Source organism: Streptomyces sp. CNZ301 (assembly GCF_004217425.1).
Map to the genome: position 1 here is coordinate 4,493,950 of NZ_SHLG01000001.1, position 17,578 is coordinate 4,511,527.

Genomic DNA, 17,578 nt, shown 5'->3' on the forward strand with positions numbered 1-17,578 from the left:
CCCGGCAGTCCGGCTTCCTCTGCCCGCCCTCCCGGCTGCGGGGCGGACCGTGCCGCACGGCGCACGTCAGGCCCAGGCCGGCGACGAGACGTTCTCGCGCATCTCGAACCAGATGCTCTTGCCCTCGCCGCGCGGGTCCACGCCCCACGAGCCCGCCAGCATCTCCATCATCATCAACCCCCGGCCGGACGAGGCCAGTTCGCCCGGCGTGCGGCGGTGCGGCAGCGCGTCGCTGGTGTCGGCGACCTCCACGCGCAGCAGCCGGTTCCCCCGCTTTCCGCTGCACTCGGCGACCATCATGGCGTCGCCCTCGGTGTGGACCAGCACGTTCGTGAGCATCTCGGAGAGCATCAGCACGGCGCCGTCGATCTGGTCCTCGCTCTCCCAGTCGAAGAGCATCCCCTGGAGCTGATGCCGGGCCTCGCCGATGCGGTCCGGCTCCGCCTGCGCGACCGTGAACGTCGTACGGCGTGCGACGCCGGCGACCGCCGCCGCACGCTCGGCGGCGAAGGCGGGGTCGAGGGTGAGCAGCAGCAGCGCGATGTCGTCCTCGCGGCGGTCGGCCAGCGGCCCCGCGCCCTCCCCGGTGAGCGGCTGCTGGGTCGAGTCGATGAGGGCGTCCGCGAGCTGCTCCAGATCGGCGGGTGTGCCCGTGTGCCTCTCCGAGACCTCCCTGAAGACGGCCTGGATGCGCCGCCAGCCGGTGTCCATTGTGTGCCCGCCGACCTCGATCAGCCCGTCCGTGCAGACCAGCAGCGTCTCGCCCGGCTCCAGCACGAGCCGCGTCATCGGGTACTCGGTGCCCGGCTCCACCCCCAGCGGCAGCCCGCCCGCGGTGGCCCGGATCAGCATCGTTCCGTCCGCCAGCCAGATCGCCGGATCGGGGTGGCCGGCCCGCGCGATGTCGAGGGTGCCGGTGACGGGGTCGGCCTCCATGTACAGGCAGGTGGCGAAGCGCTCGTCCTCCGGGAGCCCGCCGGAGGTCCCGCCCGCCGGCGGCGCTGCGCCCGCCGGCGGTGTCGCGCCCGACGGCGGTGCCGCGTCCCGGATCTCCTCCGCGTAGCCCGTCAGCGCCTCGGGCCGCCCGATCCCCGCCAGGTACCGCGAGGCACGTGCCAGCACCGCGTCCGGGCGGTGGCCCTCCGCCGCGTACGCCCGCATCGCGATGCGCAGCTGCGCCATGACGCCGGCCGCGCGCACGTCGTGTCCCTGCACGTCGCCGATGACCAGTCCCGTACGGCCCGAAGGCAGCGGGATCACGTCGTACCAGTCGCCGCCGACCTCCAGACCGCCGCCCGAGGGCATGTACCGGGCGGCCAGCTTCATGCCCTCGATGCCGGGCCTGCGCGTGGGACGGAGCGTGCGCTGAAGACCGGAGGAGAGCTGGAGCTCGGTCTCGTGCATGGACGTGCGGGAGATCGCCTGGGCGAGGACGCGGGCCACGTTGGCCAGCAGCGACCGGTCCTCCCGGGTGAACTCGACGGGCTCCGGGAAGGCCACCATCCACGCGCCCAGCGTGCGCTTGGAGACGGTGAGCGGCAGGAACGCCCACCCCCGGTTGCCGATCGGCTCCACCTGCGGCCACGCGGCCGGGTACTCCCGCCGGTAGTCCTCGGGGGCAGGCAGGTAGACCGGCCGCCCGGACCGTACGACCGCGGCGGCCGGATGGTCGGCCTCGACCGACATCTCGAGGAAGGGAAGCAGATGCTGCGGCACCGGCCGCTGGCCGGGCGGCCCGACAAGGATCAGCCGGCCCCGTTCGAGGCTGAAGATCGCGAGGGCGCGGGGCTTGAGGCCGGGAATGACCAGGGAGCCCGCGATCCGCAGCACCTCGGCGGTGGTGCGGGCCTCCGCGAGCGCGAGGCTCGTGTGCAGCAGGAAGGCGTCGCGGCTGCGGTGGAGGTCGTACTCCGCGGCGCGCGGCCGCACGTCTTCGCCGGCTGCAGGCTCGGCGGCGCCCGGCTCGGGCACCTCGGAGATGGTCCCGATGAGCGAGAGCTTCCCGTCCTCTTCGACGGGCATCATCCGGGTCCGCACCCTGCGCACCACCGTGCCCTCCTCGTCGACGACGCGCAGCACCGACTCGACGAGGGTCCACTCGGCGATGGCGAGCGTGGCGGACTCGGTCAGCTCCAGGTAGTCGGCGAAGTGGATGCGGGAGCGGGTGGAGGGCTCGGCGAGCGTGAGGGTGCCGTTCTCCGGGTGGACCTCCCGGGAGCGGTCCTCTTCGGGCCCGGCCTCTTCCGCTCCGGCCTCTTCCGCCCCGGCCTCTTCCGGTCCCGTGCCCTCCGCGGGTGCTTCCGAGCCAGGCCCGGCGACGGAGGCTGAGCGTTCGCTCTCCGCCACGTGGCCCCGCCTGACGGGAACGCCGAGGAGCTCCGCGGTGAGGACGTCTACCGTGGAGGCACCGGTCTCGCTGTCCCAGCGCCACAGCCCGGTCCGGGTGGCCCTCAGCACGTCCTCGGTGTGCATTGCCCCACTTTATGTTCGTTCGGGAAAACGGGGCGAGTGGGGCTGAGCCAGGGCGGTAGTCTGAAGGGCCGACTCCCCCACAGCCTCCGGCATGGGGGTGCCCCCAGGTAACTGACCCAGAGCCTTCCGACCCTACGAGTGGATGACTGATGCACCGGTACCGTTCCCACACCTGCGGCGAGCTCCGTGCTCCGGACGTCGGCACCGACGTCCGCCTCAGCGGATGGCTGCACAACCGGCGGAACCTGGGCGGCATCCTCTTCATCGATCTCCGCGACCACTACGGCATCGTGCAGCTCGTCGTACGGCCCGAGCAGACGGAGGTCCACGACCGCCTCAGCTCGCTGTCGAAGGAGTCCGTCGTACGCGTCGACGGCAAGGTCAGCGCGCGGGGCGCCGACAACGTCAACCCGGAGCTGCCGACGGGCGAGATCGAGGTGGAGGTCGGCGAGGTGGAGGTGCTCGGCGCCTCCGAGCAGATCCCCTTCACGATCAACGCCGAGGACGGTGTCAACGAGGAGAAGCGCCTCGAATACCGCTTCCTCGACCTGCGCCGCGAACGCATGCACCGCAACATCGTGCTGCGCTCGCAGGTCATCGCGAAGATCCGCGAAAAGATGGTCGCCGAGGGCTTCAACGAGCTGGCCACGCCGATCCTGTCGGCCACCTCGCCCGAGGGAGCGCGGGACTTCCTGGTGCCCTCCAGGCTGCACGCGGGGAAGTTCTACGCGCTGCCGCAGGCGCCGCAGCAGTTCAAGCAGCTGCTGATGATCGCGGGCTTCGACCGCTACTTCCAGATCGCGCCCTGCTTCCGCGACGAGGACGCCCGCGCCGACCGTTCCCCGGGCGAGTTCTACCAGCTCGACATGGAGATGAGCTTCGTCGAACAGGAGGACGTCTTCGGCGTCATCGAGAAGGTGATGACCGACCTCTTCCGGGAGCTGGGCGGCGGCCGCGAGTGCACCTCGCCGTTCCCGCGCGTCCCGTTCCGCGAGGCGATGCTCAAGTACGGCTCCGACAAACCGGATCTGCGTGCGCAGCTGGAGCTGGTGGACGTCTCCGACGTCTTCAAGTCCTCGGGCTTCAAGGCCTTCGCCGGCAAGCACGTGCGGGCGCTTGCCGTTCCGGACACCGCGGACCAGCCGCGCAAGTTCTTCGACCAGATGGGCGAGTTCGCCGTCGAGCAGGGCGCGAAGGGCCTGGCCTGGGTCCGCGTGGGAGAGGACCGCACCCTTACCGGGCCGATCGCCAAGTTCCTCGACGAGAACGACGTCACGCAGCTGCTGACCGCACTGAAGGCCGAGCCGGGCACGGCGGTCTTCTTCGGGGCGGGCGAGTTCGACGAGGTCTCGAAGATCATGGGCGCGGTCCGCGTCGAAGCCGCCAAGCGCGCAGGGCACTTCGAGGAAGGCGTCTTCCGCTTCTGCTGGATCGTCGACTTCCCGATGTACGAGAGGGACGAGGAGACCGGCGCGGTCGAGTTCTCCCACAACCCCTTCTCCATGCCGCAGGGCGGGCTGGAAGCACTTCAGACGCAGGACCCGCTGTCGATCCTGGCGTGGCAGTACGACATCGTCTGCAACGGCGTGGAGCTCTCCTCCGGCGCCATCCGGAACCACGAACCGGACATCATGTTCAAGGCGTTCGAGATCGCGGGCTACTCGAAGGAAGACGTCGAGCGCGAGTTCGGCGGCATGCTGCGCGCCTTCCGCTTCGGCGCACCGCCGCACGGCGGCATCGCCCCGGGCATCGACCGCATCGTGATGCTGCTCGCGGACGAGCCCAACATCCGCGAGACGATCGCGTTCCCGCTCAACGGCAACGCGCAGGACCTGATGATGGGCGCGCCCAGCGAGGTGGACGAGGCCCGTCTGCGGGAGCTGCACCTGTCGGTCCGCAAGCCGAAGCTGTAGCCGCCGCCGGCGGCGGCCCCTCCCGCGGAACAGGTGAACCCCCGGGCGCCGCCCGGGGGTTCACCTGTTCCCCTGCCCGCCGGCTCACGGCCGTTCCAGCTCCACGACCGTGTACGAGTCCAGCCGCACGACGAGCTGTCCCGCACGGGTCCAGCGGATGCGAACGTCGTCGTCGGTCACTCCGGCGACCGTCCACATCGTGGGGCGAGGCCTTCCTGGCTGGTACAGCGCACCGTGTACGCCCACAGGCGTGTGCGCTCGTACGCGCAACGCCACAGAGCGGCGCCGGAGATGAGGACACATCTGCATCGATCGCACGGCGCACGGCTCGCAGAGCGGCGGGTGCGACGTGGTGAGATCGTTCGGCCAACTGCAGGAACTCGTGGCCTCCCCGCCGATCACCCACAGGACTCCCTCCCGATTCCGGCTGGCCTGCCGCCCGCAGACCTGGCACAACAGCCTGCGCATGGCTCTGCGTTGACGAAGTGCGTGAACCTGGCCGAGTTCGGGGCGCCCGGCCCCCGGGCTGTGTCCCGTACGAGTCCACAGGACGCCGTCCTTGTCGCGGTCGTACGGAGCTTCGTCGGCGAAACCGATGCCCGTGCCTCTGTCGACGACCGGCTGGGCGGAGGGGCGTTCGGAAGACCAGGCCGTGATGTACGGGACCACGCCCGGGAGTTGAGACGAGCTGACGGGCGCGACAGGCCAAGGGCTCGGCGGCACGAGAACTCCTCAAAGAGCACCGACGGAAGGCGGCTACCTCCCTAGGGAGATGTAAGCAATGTTCCCTAGGGAGGTCAATCCACTCTTTCGGGTGCCGCACTTCCTTCGACCTTCCGTCAGCCTGGCTTCTCCCTGACCACGTCGACCCCAGACGCCGGCCGGCCCTGCTGAAAACCCCTCGCTCAACACGAAGCAGAACGTCAGGATCGACACCGGGCGTCCGACGCCCAGTGGAGAGGAACCAACATGGTCGGTCGGGTGGAATTGCAGAAGGTGGACGAGGAACGCCTTGAAGCACTCCTCGCTGTGGCCGTCGACGACGCTGCGCCGGAGGAGGTCATGCCTCCCGTCGCCGGTCCACCAGGGTGGACGCCTGAACGGCAGGGAGTTTTCCGCACCTGGCACCGCACTCGACGCCCTGGACTTGCCGGCCCACTCCAAGAGTCCACATTTGCGATCACCCACGATCGGAAAATCGTGGGCTCAGCCCGCCTGGCTGTCCGCGACGGCCACGAAGTCCTCGAAACCGGCATGTGGCTTGCCCGTTCCCAACGCGGCAGAGGAATAGGCACCGCCGCACTCCGGATGCTCCTCCACGAAGCCGCCAGGACCAGTGCACGGGCCGTAGTCGCGGACACCACAATTCAGAACACGGCGGCAGTAGCAGCGTTGCGCCGCAATGGCGCAACGCTCATCACAAGCCACGACACCGCCGATGTCCATGCTGAGTTGATGCCGGGGACGAAGCCAGTCAGCCGCTGAACCGGTAGTCGAGGACGTACGAACCCGCGTCCAGGAGCATGCGGTTCACCTCGACCGGCTTGTCCTCGACGGTGAACGCGACCCGCAGGATCTCGATGACGGGAGTGCCCGGGGCCAGGGACAGTGTTTCCGCCTCGTCCCTGTCCGGCATCCTGGCGCGGAGCTCCTCCGTGAAGCCGACGGGCTCGGAGCCGAGTTCGGCGAGCCGGGCGTAGACGCCTCCGGGGCCGGTGTCCGGCTCGGCCACGCGCGTACCGCGTGTCAGCGAGCTCGGAAAGTAGGAGGTCGCGACCTGCACGGGTTCACCGTCCACCACGTAGCGGCGGCTGCGCACGATCACCGGCTCCTTCTCCGGGAGGTTCAGCGCTTCGGCCACCCAAGACGGCGACGGCGTTTCGCGCACATCGATGCCGTCGACCTCCAGTGGGCGTTCCTCGACGTCGGCCGCCCAAACGGAATCGCCGAAGGCCCATTGTGCGCGCGACAGACGCCTCGTTGCACTGCGCCGGATCAGCCTGAACTCCCGTACGTACGTGCCCGATCCGGGCCTCGCGGAGGCAAGCCCCTCCGAGATCAGCAACTTGAGGGCGTTGGCTGCGGTCTGCTTGGCGACGCCGTAACGCTGGACGAGGGCCGGTTCACCGGGCAGGCGCGTGCCCGGTGCGAGGTCGCCGGACTGGATCCTCGCGCGGAGGTCGTCGGCGATCTGCCGGGCGGGGGTCTCAGGCATCGGTACTCTCCAGGTTCCCTAGGGTGGTTTCACCACCGTAACTCCCGCCCCGGAGGCTCCGCGCCGCACCTCCGGCCCGGGCGAGACCCGGCCCGGAACGGCGCGGCCCTGGAACGGACGAGGGCCCGGAACCAGCAGGTTCCGGGCCTCATACCGTACGCAGCGCGTGCGCTACTTCGTCTCCTCCAGCCGCGGGAAGAGCGCCGCGCCCTTCGTGACCGTCGCACCTGCGGGGAGCTGACCCCAGCGGGCCGTGTCGCGGACGTCCTGATCGGCCGGCCGTCCGAGGTGCGGCTCGGCGCCCAGGGACTCCCACAGCTTCTCCGAGGACTCCGGCATGACCGGGTTCAGCAGCACCGCGCATGCGCGCAGCGACTCGGCGGCGGTGTAGAGGATCGTCGCGAGCCGGGCCCGGGCCTCGGGGGATTCGTCCTTGGCGACCTTCCAGGGCGCCTGCTCCGTCAGATAGCCGTTGACCTGCTTGATGAAGTCGAAGACCGCCGCGATGCCGCCGGCGAAGTCCAGCTCGTCGCCGATGCGTTCGTCCGCGGATGCGGTCGCCTCCGCGAGTCCGTCCACGACGGCCTGCTCGGCGTCGCCGTGCGCCGTCGCCTCCGGCAGCGTGCCGCCGAAGTACTTGCCGACCATGGCGGCGACGCGGGAGGCGAGGTTGCCGTAGTCATTGGCCAGTTCGCTGGTGTAGCGGGCCGAGAAGTCCTCCCAGGAGAACGAGCCGTCCTGCCCGAAGGCGATGGCTCGCATGAAGTACCAGCGGTAGGCGTCGACTCCGAAGTGCTCGGTGAGCTGCTGCGGGGAGATGCCCGTCAGGTTCGACTTGGACATCTTCTCGCCGCCGACCATCAGCCAGCCGTTGGCGACGACCTTGCCGGGCAGCGGCAGTCCGTTGGCCATCAGCATCGCGGGCCAGATCACCGTGTGGAAGCGGAGGATGTCCTTGCCCACGAGGTGCACGTCCGCGGGGAAGATCCCCTCGAAGCGCTCCCGGTCCGCTCCGTAGCCCACCGCCGTGGCGTAGTTGAGCAGGGCGTCGATCCAGACGTAGATGACGTGCTTGTCGTCCCAGGGCACCTTGACGCCCCAGTCGAAGGTCGAGCGGGAGATCGACAGGTCGTCGAGGCCCTGCCGCACGAAGTTCACGATCTCGTTCCGCGCGGACTCGGGCTGGATGAACTCCGGGTGCCGCTCGTAGTGCTCCAGCAGTTTCGGACCGTACTCGGAGAGCTTGAAGAAGTAGTTCTCCTCCTGGAGCATCTCGACCGGCGTGCGGTGGATGGGACACAGCTTCTGCCCCTCGAACTGTCCCTCGCCGTCGAGGAGTTCGCCGTAGCTCTTGTACTCCTCGCAGCCCACGCAGTACGGGCCCTCGTACCCGCCCTGGTAGATCTCGCCCTTGTCGTAGAGGTCCTGCACGAACTCGCGGACGCGTTCGGTGTGCCGCTTCTCCGTCGTACGGATGAAGTCGTCGTTTCCGATCTCCAGATGTTCCCAGAGGGGCTTCCACGCGTCCTCGACGAGCCGGTCGCACCAGTCCTGCGGGGAGACCCCGTTCGCCTCGGCGGTGCGCATGATCTTCTGACCGTGCTCGTCCGTGCCGGTGAGGTACCACACCTTCTCGCCGCGCTGGCGGTGCCAGCGCGTGAGCACGTCGCCCGCGACGGTCGTGTAGGCGTGGCCCAGGTGGGGAGCGTCATTGACGTAGTAAATGGGGGTCGTGACGTAGTACGCCTTCGATCCCGTCTGCTCTGTTCCAGTGGCCGCCATGGTCGAAATCCTAACTGTCCGGGGGCACCGGTTTCCCTCCCGTAACCCTGTGTGACCGCGAGGCGGAGGTCACGCGGGGCGGGCATCACCGCGCGGCAGCGTCCGGGGCCTGTCTGTTGACGGCCCTCGCGCGCCTCTGCATGCTTGCGCGCGTACCGGACCACACACCGAACTTCACACACGGGGACGGGATCATGGAGGGCGCCATCCGTCGCGTGATCGTTCCGCTCTCCGTCGCGGTGGTGGCGGGCCTCGTCGCCGCACTCGTGCTGCTGGGCGGGCCGGATTCGGGGTCGCCGGCCGGGCCGGAGCGGGGCACGTTCGTGATCGGCCAGTTCAACATGGCCGGCGGGACGACCGAGCACGGCGACGAGGGCAACCCCCCGCCCGACGCGCTCGCCGCGGACCTCAAGCACCGCAAGGCGGACTTCCTCACGATGCAGGAGACCTGCCGGGACTGGGACGAGCGGCTCGAGGACCGGCTGCCGGGTTACACGGTGCTGTTCAGCCCCGTCGACAATCTCGCCAGGAGTCCGGGAACGCCCGCACGCTGCCATCACCCCACCGACTTCGGCAACACGATCGTCTACCGGGACGGGCTCGGCTTCGACAAGGACGATGCGGACGTCCACCAGCTCGGCTCCACCTCGGGAGACGAGTACCGCGAGATGGTCTGTGTGCGCTCGAAGCCGCGGAAGCTCGTCGTCTGCTCCGCCCACCTCACGCCGGGCGGGGGCAAGTACCTGTCCGGCCGGAAGCGCGAGGTCGCCACGGTCCAGCGGATCCTGACCTCGCGGTACGAGGGCCACACGGTGCTGCTCGGCGGTGACATCAACGACCTTCCCCTCTCCGGTGTCCTCGACCGCCTCTACCACCGCGGCTACGGGCAGGGGGCCCGCGGGGCGTTCAAGGAGGCGACGAGCCCCTGCGGCGACGCGATGAAGCCCGAGCGCCGGGCGGCGCAGCTGCCGCGTGCCAGGTACGCGCCCTGCCGCTCCGGGCAGCCCAGTCACAGCAAGGGAAAGATCGACTACGTGTTCGTCTCGCCGTCGGTGCGGGTCCGCTCGAGCGGCCTGAGCCACTCGGAGCACTCCGATCACAAGCAGCTGTGGGCCCGTCTCGACCTCCCGGGTGCGTCGCGGCGCTGACTCGGGCCGGGGCCGGGGACTCCGGGCAAGGTCCCAGTCGTGGAGGGGGAGTTCGCGGAAACGGTTCTGTGAGTTTTGCGCGCCGTTCGGTCAACTCTTCGTTGCATACCTAGAGATCACGTGAGGATCATATGAAGAAGGTTTCTGTGAGTGGAAGCCAGCGCTCCGCAGATGTTCTGATCTCCGGACCTCCGGTTCTTTCCGGAGCGACGTTCCCCCCCGCTCGTGATTGGAACTTTTCATGCGTGACATGACACCTCAGATCGCCACCGCCGAGCTCTCCGACGCCGACCTCGACAACGTCTCCGGCGGCGTCGCCGCGTCGGTCGGCGGCAACGTCGCCGCGGGCCTGGACGGCGTGGCCGGCAGCGTCGGCGGCTCCGTCGACGGTGTCGACGGCCTCGCGGGCGGCGTCACCAGCGCCGCCTCCGGCGTGACGGGCTCCCTGCCCGGCGTCGGCTCCGTCACCGGCCTGGTTGGCTGAGCGCCTTCGCTTTCAGGGGCCCCGGCACGCATGTGAAGCATGTGTGCCGGGGCCCCTGGCTGTGCCCGGGCATTCCGGGCAGCGGCCGTGCCCGGCCCGGCGGTTGCGGGCCGGGAGCGATCCAGAGACCGGTAACGAATCAGAAGATCACGTGAGGATTGAGGGAGACGAGTGTGACGAGTGGCAGCCGAAGTCGCTGAGATGTTCTGATCCCTCACCTCCGGTGTCACCGGAGTGACGTTCTCCCGCTCATCGATTGGAACTTTCATGCGCAACACGATCGAGACCGCCGAGCTCACCGACGCCGACCTCGACAACGTGTCCGGCGGCGTGGGCGCCTCCCTCCCCGGAGGCCTCGCCGGCGTCGACGTGACCCCCGGCCCGGGTGGCGCCGCCGCCAGCGTGAGCGCCAACGTCCCCGGCCTGGGCGGCATCAGCGGCACCCTGAACGCGGGCGTCCCCGCCGTCGAGGGCGCCTCCGGCATCGTCGGCTGACCGGCTCCGAGTACCACCACCGGCACCGGCCGGTGCCAAGGGCCCCGTTACGCATGCGAGTTGTGCGTAACGGGGCCCTTGAACTGCTCGCGGAGGGCTGAGGGCGGAGGGCGGGAGGCGGGAACGTGAGGCGGGAAGGCCCGAACGGGCCGGGCGGGCCCCGGAGTGGAGCGCCCGAACCCGGCCGGGGACCTCAGCCGGTCGCGAAGACCTGCGAGTCGTCGGCGAACGCCTTGAACTCCAGGGCGTTCCCGGCCGGGTCACGAAGGAACATCGTCCACTGCTCGCCCGGCTGCCCCTCGAAACGCACGTACGGCTCGATGACGAACTCCGTGCCCGCCGCCCGCAACCGGTCCGCCAGTTTGTGGAATTCCGGCACTGCGAGGATCAGGCCGAAGTGCGGTACGGGCACGTCGTGTCCGTCGACGGGATTGTGCGCGCCGCCGGTGCCGCCGCCGGGCGCGGGCGCGAGGTGGGTGACGAACTGGTGCCCGTGGAGATTCCAGTCCGTCCACGTCTGCGAGCTGCGGCCCTGTTCGAGGCCGAGCACCTCGCCGTAGAAGCGGCGGGCCGCGTCCAAGTCGTCGACGGGCATGGCCAGATGGAACCGGGGGACGGGGGAATCGAATGTGCTCACGGGAGACTCGCCGCCTTTCTGTGGAGTCGTCGCGCCGTCCCGGAGCGGGAGTCCCCGGCACGGCCCTGCGCTGACCGGACGGTACCCGGAGCCGTGGACCGTACCCGGGGCCCTGGACCGTACCCGGGGCCCTGGACCGTACCCGGGGCCCTGGACCGTACCCGGGGCCCTGGACCGTACCCGGGGCCGTGGACCGTACCCCGGTGACGCGGTCCAGCGGGCCGCGCATCGAAGCCCCCCGTCCGTCCGGGGCTCCTCACCGCACGCCGCGACGCGAGCCGTCCCGTCGTCGGGCGGGGGCGGCGGGACCGGCGGTGCCCCCGCCGTGCCGCTCACATCGCCTCTGTCGGCCGAACGGGCCGCTCCCGCCCGTGAGTTCGCATCGAGCGCGGCGCCGCGGGAGAGGCCGCCTCCCGCGTCCGTACGACCGCGGCAGGCGTCCGTACGACCGCAGCAGCACGTTCGGGTGAAGCACCGCCGAGGCGGCACGGGCCGCGGAGGCGGACCCTACGGTGACGGGGCAGGTGACATCATCGCCCGCATCCTGCGAGGAAAACGCATGCCTCTCACGTCGAAGAGCCTCCCCGAGTACTGGGACTCCTACAAGCCGCACAAGGGGGACAGGACTCCGTCCGCCCCCGAGGTCGACTCCTTCGAGTGGACGCAGTACCCCGGGCACGGCCCCGGAGCCGGCTTCATCGGACAGCCCCGCACGGCCTTGGAGCTGGGCTCCGCCGAGGGGAAGGAGTCGGTCTTCCTCGCCCGTACGGGAGTGCAGGTGACGGCGCTCGACTTCTCACCCGCGCAGACCGCACGCGCGCGGCTGTGGTGGGAGGGCACCCCCGGGCTCTCCTTCGTCACCGCCGAGGCCTGCGACTATCTCGCGGAGACGACCGCCACCTTCGACGCGGTCTTCTCCCGGTGGGGCGCCGTGTGGTTCACCGACCCGGAGCGGCTGGTCCCGCTCGTCGCCCGCCGGCTCAACCCCGGTGGTGTGCTGGCCCTTTCGCAGGCCGAGCCGATCGAGGGCTTCTACGGTCCCCAGGCGATGTACGGCAACGGTCTCAGCGGGCGCAGGCTGCCCGTGCTGCGCTGGTCGTACTCCACCGGGATGTGGGCGGACCTGCTGGAGCGCAACGGCTTCACGGGCATCGACGCCTGCGTCCTGCCCGCGCCCGACCCGGACAACGTCGGCACGCTGATGGTGCGGGCAAGAACCCCGGCGGACCCGGCACCGCCGCCGGCGAGACGGCGTCGTCAAGCGCGTTGACCGGCAGGGGTGTTGTGTCCTGGCCCGGAGCGCGCGCCGCGCCCTCGGGCCACCGCAGGGATGCCGAATCCCGTTGCGCTGTTCGTGAGTTGGCCCACGGGGCGCGTGCGCCAGGGAACTGCCGCGCCGAAGCGGGCGTCCGTGCTGGCATGGAATCGCGTGAGGGCCGTGACGGGCGGCAGGGGACGGCTGCCGCCGCCGCTGCCGGATGTCTCGTCGCGGCTGCCGCGGCGGCGACCGGGTTCGCGGTGTGGTTCGCCTTCGCGCGCTCGGGTGTGGCCGGCGGCTTCGAGGGCCGGCGCGACTGGAGCCTGCTGTACATCGAACTCCCGGGCATGGTGGCCGGCTTCCCGCTGATCGCCGTGCTCACCTGGTCCCTCACCCGCGCCGTGTTCCGTGGACGGGGCCGACGCGGCACACGGGCGGTCGTCATGGCCGCTGTGGTGGCCCTGACGCTGCTGCTGCTGTCCTGGGCCTGCGGGGTCTGGCTGGACCACCGCGTCGACCGGCTCGGGCCTGTCTGACCGGGCCCGAGCCCGTGTTCCCGCCCGCGCCGCCGAACCGCCGGGCTCATGGGCGTCCGGCGTCCGGCGTCCGGCGTCCCGCGTCCGGCGTCCGGCGTCCGGCGTCCCGCGTCCCCGGGAGGCCGGGGCGGCGGGCCGCGCCGGTGCGGCAGGGGCTCGGGCGTACGGGGGGAGAGCCCCCACCGGCGGTCCCCGACCCCGCTTCCCGAGGTCGGGCGGGGATTCACCCGGGGTTCATCGTCAGGTCGACTCCTCGCGGAACTGCGCCCATAGCGTCGTCCCGCTGCCGTATGCACGGAGATCCGGAGGGGACCATGCGCAAGCTGCTGACGGTGCTCGGCTCGCACCCGGGCGGAAGGTCCGCGATGACCTGCCGCTACCGGTGCGGTGACGCCTGCTTCCACGAAGCGCCCAACACCAGCGGCAACGAGTACGCCGGTGACGTCATCGCCCGTGCGCTCTCGCGCCGTTCGGTGCTGCGTGCCGGGGCCGTCGCGGGGGTGGTGGCCGCCGCCGGCACGGGTGCCTGCAGCGCGGACTCCGCCGGTGCGGTGTCGGCCGCGGACGGCAGGGCGAAGGGCAAGCCGGCCAAGGGCCTGCGGTTCACGCCCGTCGAGCCGAACACCGACGACAAGGTGACCGTCCCGGAGGGTTACGAGCAGAACATCGTGATCCGCTGGGGCGAACCGATCCTGCGCGGGGCCCCCGACTTCGATCCCGAGAAGCAGTCCGCGAAGGCGCAGAAGGGGCAGTTCGGTTACAACAACGACTTCCTGTCGCTGCTCCCGCTGAAGGGCCAGGAGGGCGGCAGCGGGCGGCAGTTGCTCGTCGCCAACCACGAATACACCGACGAGGTCCTGATGTTCGCGGGCTACGACCCCGACGACCCCACTCGGGAGCAGGCCGAGATCGGCTGGGCGGCGCACGGCCTCTCCGTGGTGGTCGTCGAGGGCGAGAAGGACTCCGGCGCCCTGCGGGCCGTGCCGCGTCACCGCCTCAACCGCCGTGTCACAGCGACCACGCCCTTCGAGGTGACCGGCCCGGCCGCCGGCAGCAAGTGGCTCCGTACATCCGCGGACCCGGACGGCACCACGGTGCTCGGAACCCTCAACAACTGCGCGGGCGGCACCACTCCGTGGGGCACGACCCTGCACGGTGAGGAGAACGTCGACCAGTACTTCGCCAACACCGAGAAGGTCGAGGACGACGAGCACCGCAAGCGGCTGGAGCGCTACGCCCTCAAGGGCACCGACACGGAGCGCAAGTGGGAGCGGTTCGACGACCGCTTCGACGTCACGAAGGAGCCGTACGAGCCGCACCGCTTCGGCTGGGTCGTCGAACTCGACCCGTACGACCCGGACTCGAAGCCCCGCAAGCGCACCGCGCTCGGCCGCTTCAAGCACGAGGGCGCCCAGCCGCGGCTGACGAGCGACGGCCGCGCCGTGGTCTACATGGGTGACGACGAACGCTTCGAGTACCTGTACAAGTTCGTCTCGTCGAAGCGGATGCGGCGGGGCGAGAGCCGGGCCGACCACGAGCACAACATGACGCTCCTGGACCACGGCACGCTGTACGCCGCCAAGCTGACGGGCGACAGCCCGGAGGACGAGATCGACGGCTCGGGTGAACTCCCGTCGGACGACCAGGAGTTCGACGGCCGCGGCAAGTGGATTCCCCTCGCCACGGGCGACGAGTCGCATGTGGAGGGCATGACCGCGGACGAGGTGTACGTCTTCACGCGCATCGCCGGCGACAAGGTGGGTGCCACGAAGATGGACCGCCCGGAGGACGTCGAACCCAGCCCCCGCACCGGACGCGTCTACGCCGCCCTCACCAACAACTCCGACCGCGGCGCCGCGGGCAAGGCGGGCCCCGACGAGGCCAACCCGCGCAAGGGCAACAAGCACGGCCACGTACTGGAGTTCACCGAGCGGGGGAACGATCCGGCCGCGCGCCGCTTCACCTGGAGGCTGTTCCTGGTGTGCGGCGACCCCGAGGACCCGGACACCTACTTCGGCGGCTTCCCCAAGGACCAGGTCAGCCCCATCTCCTGCCCCGACAACGTCACGTTCGACGACTTCGGCAACCTGTGGATCTCCACGGACGACGCCCAACTCGGCTTTCACGACGGCCTGTTCGGCGTCGCCACCGCGGGGCCGCGGCGCGGTGAGGTCCGGCAGTTCCTGACCATGCCCAACGCCGCCGAGACCTGCGGGCCGATCGTGCAGGACAGGCGCGTCCTGGTCTCCGTCCAGCACCCGGGCGAGGAGGACGGCGCGAGCGTCGAGAAGCCCGCCTCCCAGTGGCCGGACGGACCGGACGCGTACGTACGCCCCTCGGTCGTCAGCGTCTGGCGCAAGGACGGCGGCGACATCGGGGTCTGACGGACGCCTCCGCCCCGCCCGCCGTGCGCGTGTGATCGACTGCTGAGCGGCAGCCGGCAACGGGCAGCCGGCATACGGCACGTCAGTGTGCGTGCGTGCGAGCGGAGTGGAGGGCGTCGGATGACTCTGGCCTGGGTGGTCCTCATCGTCTCGGGGGTGCTGGAGACCGTATGGGCGACCGCCCTGGAGGCGTCCGGCAATTTCCACAGGCTGTGGCCTTCGCTGCTCTTCCTCGGCGCGCTCGCGGCCAGCATGGGCGGGCTGTCGTACGCGGTGACACACATCCCGCTCGGCACCGCATACGGCGTCTGGGTGGGCATCGGAGCCATCGGCACCGCCGCGTACGGCATGGCCGTGCTCGGCGATCCGGTCACGGTGGCACGCGTGCTGTGTCTGCTGCTGATCGTCGCCGGCGTGGTCGGACTCAAGCTCCTGCACTGAAAACGACGGCCGGGTCCACGGGGGTGAAGCGGACCTGGGGCTGAAGGGGGCCGACGGGACCGGCGGCGGCCCACGGCGCTGCCGGCCACCTACGGCACTGACCGGAGCCGACCGGAACTGCCGGAGCCGACCGGAACTGCCGGAGCCGACCGGAACTGCCGGGGCCGGATACGGCGGGTGGACCGGCCGGACCGGTCCCCGCCCCGGCCCCGGCCGGGCACTTCGGGGAGGTTCCCCCGCCGGTGGAGCAGCCGTCGCGGCCGGTACGCGTGCGGATGCGGCCCCGACCGCCCCGTGCGAGCCTTCTCGCACGGAGCTGCCCCGACCTGTACGGACGGCTCCGGACCGACGGACCCCGGCGAGCGAGGGGCGGCGAAGCAGCCATGGACAGACCCAGGGTGTTCGTCGTGGGCGGCGGCTTCGCGGGGGTGCAGTGCGCGCGGGGTCTGGAGCGCGAACTCGGCGACAGCGAGGCGGAGATCTCGCTGATCACCCCCGACGACTACCAGCTCTACCTGCCGCTCCTGCCCCAGGTCGCCTCGGGCGTGCTCACCCCCGAGGCCGTCGCACCGGCGCTGCGCCGGGTCCTTCGCCGTACGCGCATCGTCCCCGGCACCGCCATCGGCGTGGACACCGCCGCGAAGGTGTGCGTCGTCCGGCTGATCACCGGCGAGCTGGTCAACCAGCGCTACGACTGCATCGTCCTCACCCCGGGAAGCGTCACCCGCACCTTCGACATCCCCGGCCTGAACCGGCATGCGCGCGGCATGAAGACGCTGGCCGAGGCCGCCTACATCCGCGATCACGTGATCGCCCAGCTCGACCTCGCCGCCGTCACGCACGACGAGGCGGAGCGCGCGGCCCGCCTGCGGTTCGTCGTGGTCGGCGGCGGTTACGCCGGGACGGAGAGCGTCGCCTGCCTCCAGCGGCTGACGGCGGCCGCCGCGTCCCGCTACCGCCGCATCGACCCGCGCCGGATCGAGTGGCACCTCGTCGACCACTCGCCGAAGCTGATGCCCGAACTCGGCGAACGCCTCGGCCGCAAGGCACTGGAGCTGATCACCGCGCGGGGCACGGAGGTCTCGCTCGGCGTCTCCGTGTCGGACGTGTCGGAGGGCACCGTCACCCTGACCGACGGGCGCTCGCTGCCCACGCGCACGCTCATCTGGACGGCGGGCGTGGCAGCCAGCCCGCTGATCGGCACGATCGGCGCCGAGACCGCACAGGGCCGCCTCGTGGTCGGTTCCGATCTGCGGGTGCCCGGCAGGGACGGTGTCTTCGCGCTCGGCGACGCGGCGGCCGTGCCCGATCTGACGGCGGACCGCGCCGCCAGAGGCAGGGGAGGGCACGGAAGCGGCGAGGCCGCGAAGGTATGTCCGCCCACCGCGCAGCACGCCATGCGGCAGGGGCGGCGCGCCGCGAGCAACGTCGCGGCAGTTCTGCGCGGCAGGCCCACGCGGCCCTACGAGCACAAGAGCCTGGGCCTCGTCGTCGACCTCGGCGGGCTGGACGCGCTGGCACGTCCCCTCGGCGTCGAACTGAGCGGTCTGCCTGCCCAGTTGGTGACGCGCGGCTACCATCTCGCGGCGCTGCGGACGGGCAACGCCCGGCTGCGCACCGCGACGAACTGGCTTCTCGACGCCACCACCGGCAACGACTTCTTCCGTACCGGTTACCTGTCCGGCCGGCACGCGACACTCGCCGGCTTCGAGCACACCGGTGGCTACCCGACCCCGGAGCGGGTCCGCGAACTCGCGGCGGATTCCTCCGTCCCCGGGGAGTGCTGACGCACCGACGCACCGACGCACCGACG

Annotated in this window: 14 protein-coding genes; 10 read left to right on the forward strand and 4 right to left on the reverse strand. The window is 70.8% G+C overall.

What is annotated here, in order from left to right; all coding sequences use genetic code 11:
- Nucleotides 1-66: 66 nt before the first annotated feature.
- Entirely contained in the window at nucleotides 67-2,472 is a 2,406-nt protein-coding gene (locus EV375_RS19400; protein ID WP_207228179.1) for a SpoIIE family protein phosphatase, read from the reverse strand.
- Between the two features lie 149 nt (nucleotides 2,473-2,621).
- Here EV375_RS19400 and aspS point away from each other — a divergent pair, with 149 nt between their 5' ends.
- Both aspS and EV375_RS19415 read left to right on the forward strand, forming a co-directional pair.
- A complete protein-coding gene (gene aspS, locus EV375_RS19405; protein WP_130300553.1) occupies nucleotides 2,622-4,385 on the forward strand; it encodes an aspartate--tRNA ligase in 1,764 nt (587 codons plus the stop codon).
- Between the two features lie 981 nt (nucleotides 4,386-5,366).
- The gene (locus EV375_RS19415) at nucleotides 5,367-5,870 is read left to right on the forward strand and encodes a GNAT family N-acetyltransferase (RefSeq protein WP_486588582.1); all 504 of its coding nucleotides are present in this window, start codon (nucleotides 5,367-5,369) and stop codon (nucleotides 5,868-5,870) included.
- Here the strand turns inward: EV375_RS19415 and EV375_RS19420 are convergent.
- Both EV375_RS19420 and metG read right to left on the reverse strand, forming a co-directional pair.
- Nucleotides 5,860-6,600: a GntR family transcriptional regulator gene (locus EV375_RS19420; RefSeq protein ID WP_130300555.1), complete on the reverse strand. Its 741-nt coding sequence runs from the start codon at nucleotides 6,598-6,600 to the stop codon at nucleotides 5,860-5,862. The genes EV375_RS19415 and EV375_RS19420 overlap by 11 nt on opposite strands.
- Before the next feature lie 171 nt (nucleotides 6,601-6,771).
- A complete protein-coding gene (gene metG / locus EV375_RS19425; protein ID WP_130300556.1) occupies nucleotides 6,772-8,382 on the reverse strand; it encodes a methionine--tRNA ligase in 1,611 nt (536 codons plus the stop codon).
- Between the two features lie 194 nt (nucleotides 8,383-8,576).
- Here metG and EV375_RS19430 point away from each other — a divergent pair, with 194 nt between their 5' ends.
- The 3 genes from EV375_RS19430 (at nucleotide 8,577) to EV375_RS19440 (ending at nucleotide 10,509) form a co-directional block, all read left to right on the forward strand.
- Nucleotides 8,577-9,530 (forward strand): endonuclease/exonuclease/phosphatase family protein, encoded by a 954-nt coding sequence (locus tag EV375_RS19430; protein WP_130300557.1) that lies wholly within the window; start codon nucleotides 8,577-8,579, stop codon nucleotides 9,528-9,530.
- A 250-nt stretch (nucleotides 9,531-9,780) separates the two neighbouring features.
- Nucleotides 9,781-10,014 (forward strand): type A2 lantipeptide, encoded by a 234-nt coding sequence (locus EV375_RS19435; protein ID WP_130300558.1) that lies wholly within the window; start codon nucleotides 9,781-9,783, stop codon nucleotides 10,012-10,014.
- A gap of 267 nt (nucleotides 10,015-10,281) precedes the next feature.
- On the forward strand, nucleotides 10,282-10,509 hold the full coding sequence (locus EV375_RS19440) for a type A2 lantipeptide (protein WP_130300559.1): 228 nt from the start codon (nucleotides 10,282-10,284) through the stop codon (nucleotides 10,507-10,509).
- A gap of 193 nt (nucleotides 10,510-10,702) precedes the next feature.
- Here EV375_RS19440 and EV375_RS19445 read toward each other — a convergent pair whose 3' ends face one another.
- A complete protein-coding gene (locus tag EV375_RS19445; protein WP_130300560.1) occupies nucleotides 10,703-11,146 on the reverse strand; it encodes a VOC family protein in 444 nt (147 codons plus the stop codon).
- Between the two features lie 559 nt (nucleotides 11,147-11,705).
- Between EV375_RS19445 and EV375_RS19450 the strand changes: the two genes are divergently transcribed.
- The 5 genes from EV375_RS19450 to EV375_RS19470 all read left to right on the forward strand — a co-directional run bounded on the left by EV375_RS19450 (nucleotide 11,706) and on the right by EV375_RS19470 (nucleotide 17,552).
- Nucleotides 11,706-12,416: a class I SAM-dependent methyltransferase gene (locus EV375_RS19450; protein ID WP_130300561.1), complete on the forward strand. Its 711-nt coding sequence runs from the start codon at nucleotides 11,706-11,708 to the stop codon at nucleotides 12,414-12,416.
- Nucleotides 12,417-12,565: 149 nt separating this feature from the next.
- Nucleotides 12,566-12,940: a hypothetical protein gene (locus EV375_RS19455; RefSeq protein ID WP_130300562.1), complete on the forward strand. Its 375-nt coding sequence runs from the start codon at nucleotides 12,566-12,568 to the stop codon at nucleotides 12,938-12,940.
- Between the two features lie 314 nt (nucleotides 12,941-13,254).
- A complete protein-coding gene (locus EV375_RS19460) occupies nucleotides 13,255-15,324 on the forward strand; it encodes a PhoX family protein (protein ID WP_130300563.1) in 2,070 nt (689 codons plus the stop codon).
- Nucleotides 15,325-15,444: 120 nt separating this feature from the next.
- Nucleotides 15,445-15,765 (forward strand): DMT family transporter, encoded by a 321-nt coding sequence (locus tag EV375_RS19465; protein ID WP_207228183.1) that lies wholly within the window; start codon nucleotides 15,445-15,447, stop codon nucleotides 15,763-15,765.
- Nucleotides 15,766-16,148: 383 nt separating this feature from the next.
- On the forward strand, nucleotides 16,149-17,552 hold the full coding sequence (locus tag EV375_RS19470; RefSeq protein WP_130300564.1) for an NAD(P)/FAD-dependent oxidoreductase: 1,404 nt from the start codon (nucleotides 16,149-16,151) through the stop codon (nucleotides 17,550-17,552).
- The last annotated feature ends 26 nt before the right edge of the window (nucleotides 17,553-17,578 follow it).

Bases quoted from the DNA above. Each gene is read 5' to 3' on its own strand.
- EV375_RS19440 (WP_130300559.1), top strand. From the start codon at position 10,282: ATGCGCAACACGATCGAGACCGCCGAGCTCACCGACGCCGACCTCGAC.
- EV375_RS19465 (WP_207228183.1), top strand. From the start codon at position 15,445: ATGACTCTGGCCTGGGTGGTCCTCATCGTCTCGGGGGTGCTGGAGACC.
- EV375_RS19400 (WP_207228179.1), bottom strand. From the start codon at position 2,472: ATGCACACCGAGGACGTGCTGAGGGCCACCCGGACCGGGCTGTGGCGC.
- aspS (WP_130300553.1), top strand. From the start codon at position 2,622: ATGCACCGGTACCGTTCCCACACCTGCGGCGAGCTCCGTGCTCCGGAC.
- EV375_RS19460 (WP_130300563.1), top strand. From the start codon at position 13,255: ATGCGCAAGCTGCTGACGGTGCTCGGCTCGCACCCGGGCGGAAGGTCC.
- EV375_RS19420 (WP_130300555.1), bottom strand. From the start codon at position 6,600: ATGCCTGAGACCCCCGCCCGGCAGATCGCCGACGACCTCCGCGCGAGG.
- EV375_RS19470 (WP_130300564.1), top strand. From the start codon at position 16,149: ATGGACAGACCCAGGGTGTTCGTCGTGGGCGGCGGCTTCGCGGGGGTG.
- EV375_RS19450 (WP_130300561.1), top strand. From the start codon at position 11,706: ATGCCTCTCACGTCGAAGAGCCTCCCCGAGTACTGGGACTCCTACAAG.
- metG (WP_130300556.1), bottom strand. From the start codon at position 8,382: ATGGCGGCCACTGGAACAGAGCAGACGGGATCGAAGGCGTACTACGTC.
- EV375_RS19430 (WP_130300557.1), top strand. From the start codon at position 8,577: ATGGAGGGCGCCATCCGTCGCGTGATCGTTCCGCTCTCCGTCGCGGTG.
- EV375_RS19455 (WP_130300562.1), top strand. From the start codon at position 12,566: ATGGAATCGCGTGAGGGCCGTGACGGGCGGCAGGGGACGGCTGCCGCC.
- EV375_RS19435 (WP_130300558.1), top strand. From the start codon at position 9,781: ATGACACCTCAGATCGCCACCGCCGAGCTCTCCGACGCCGACCTCGAC.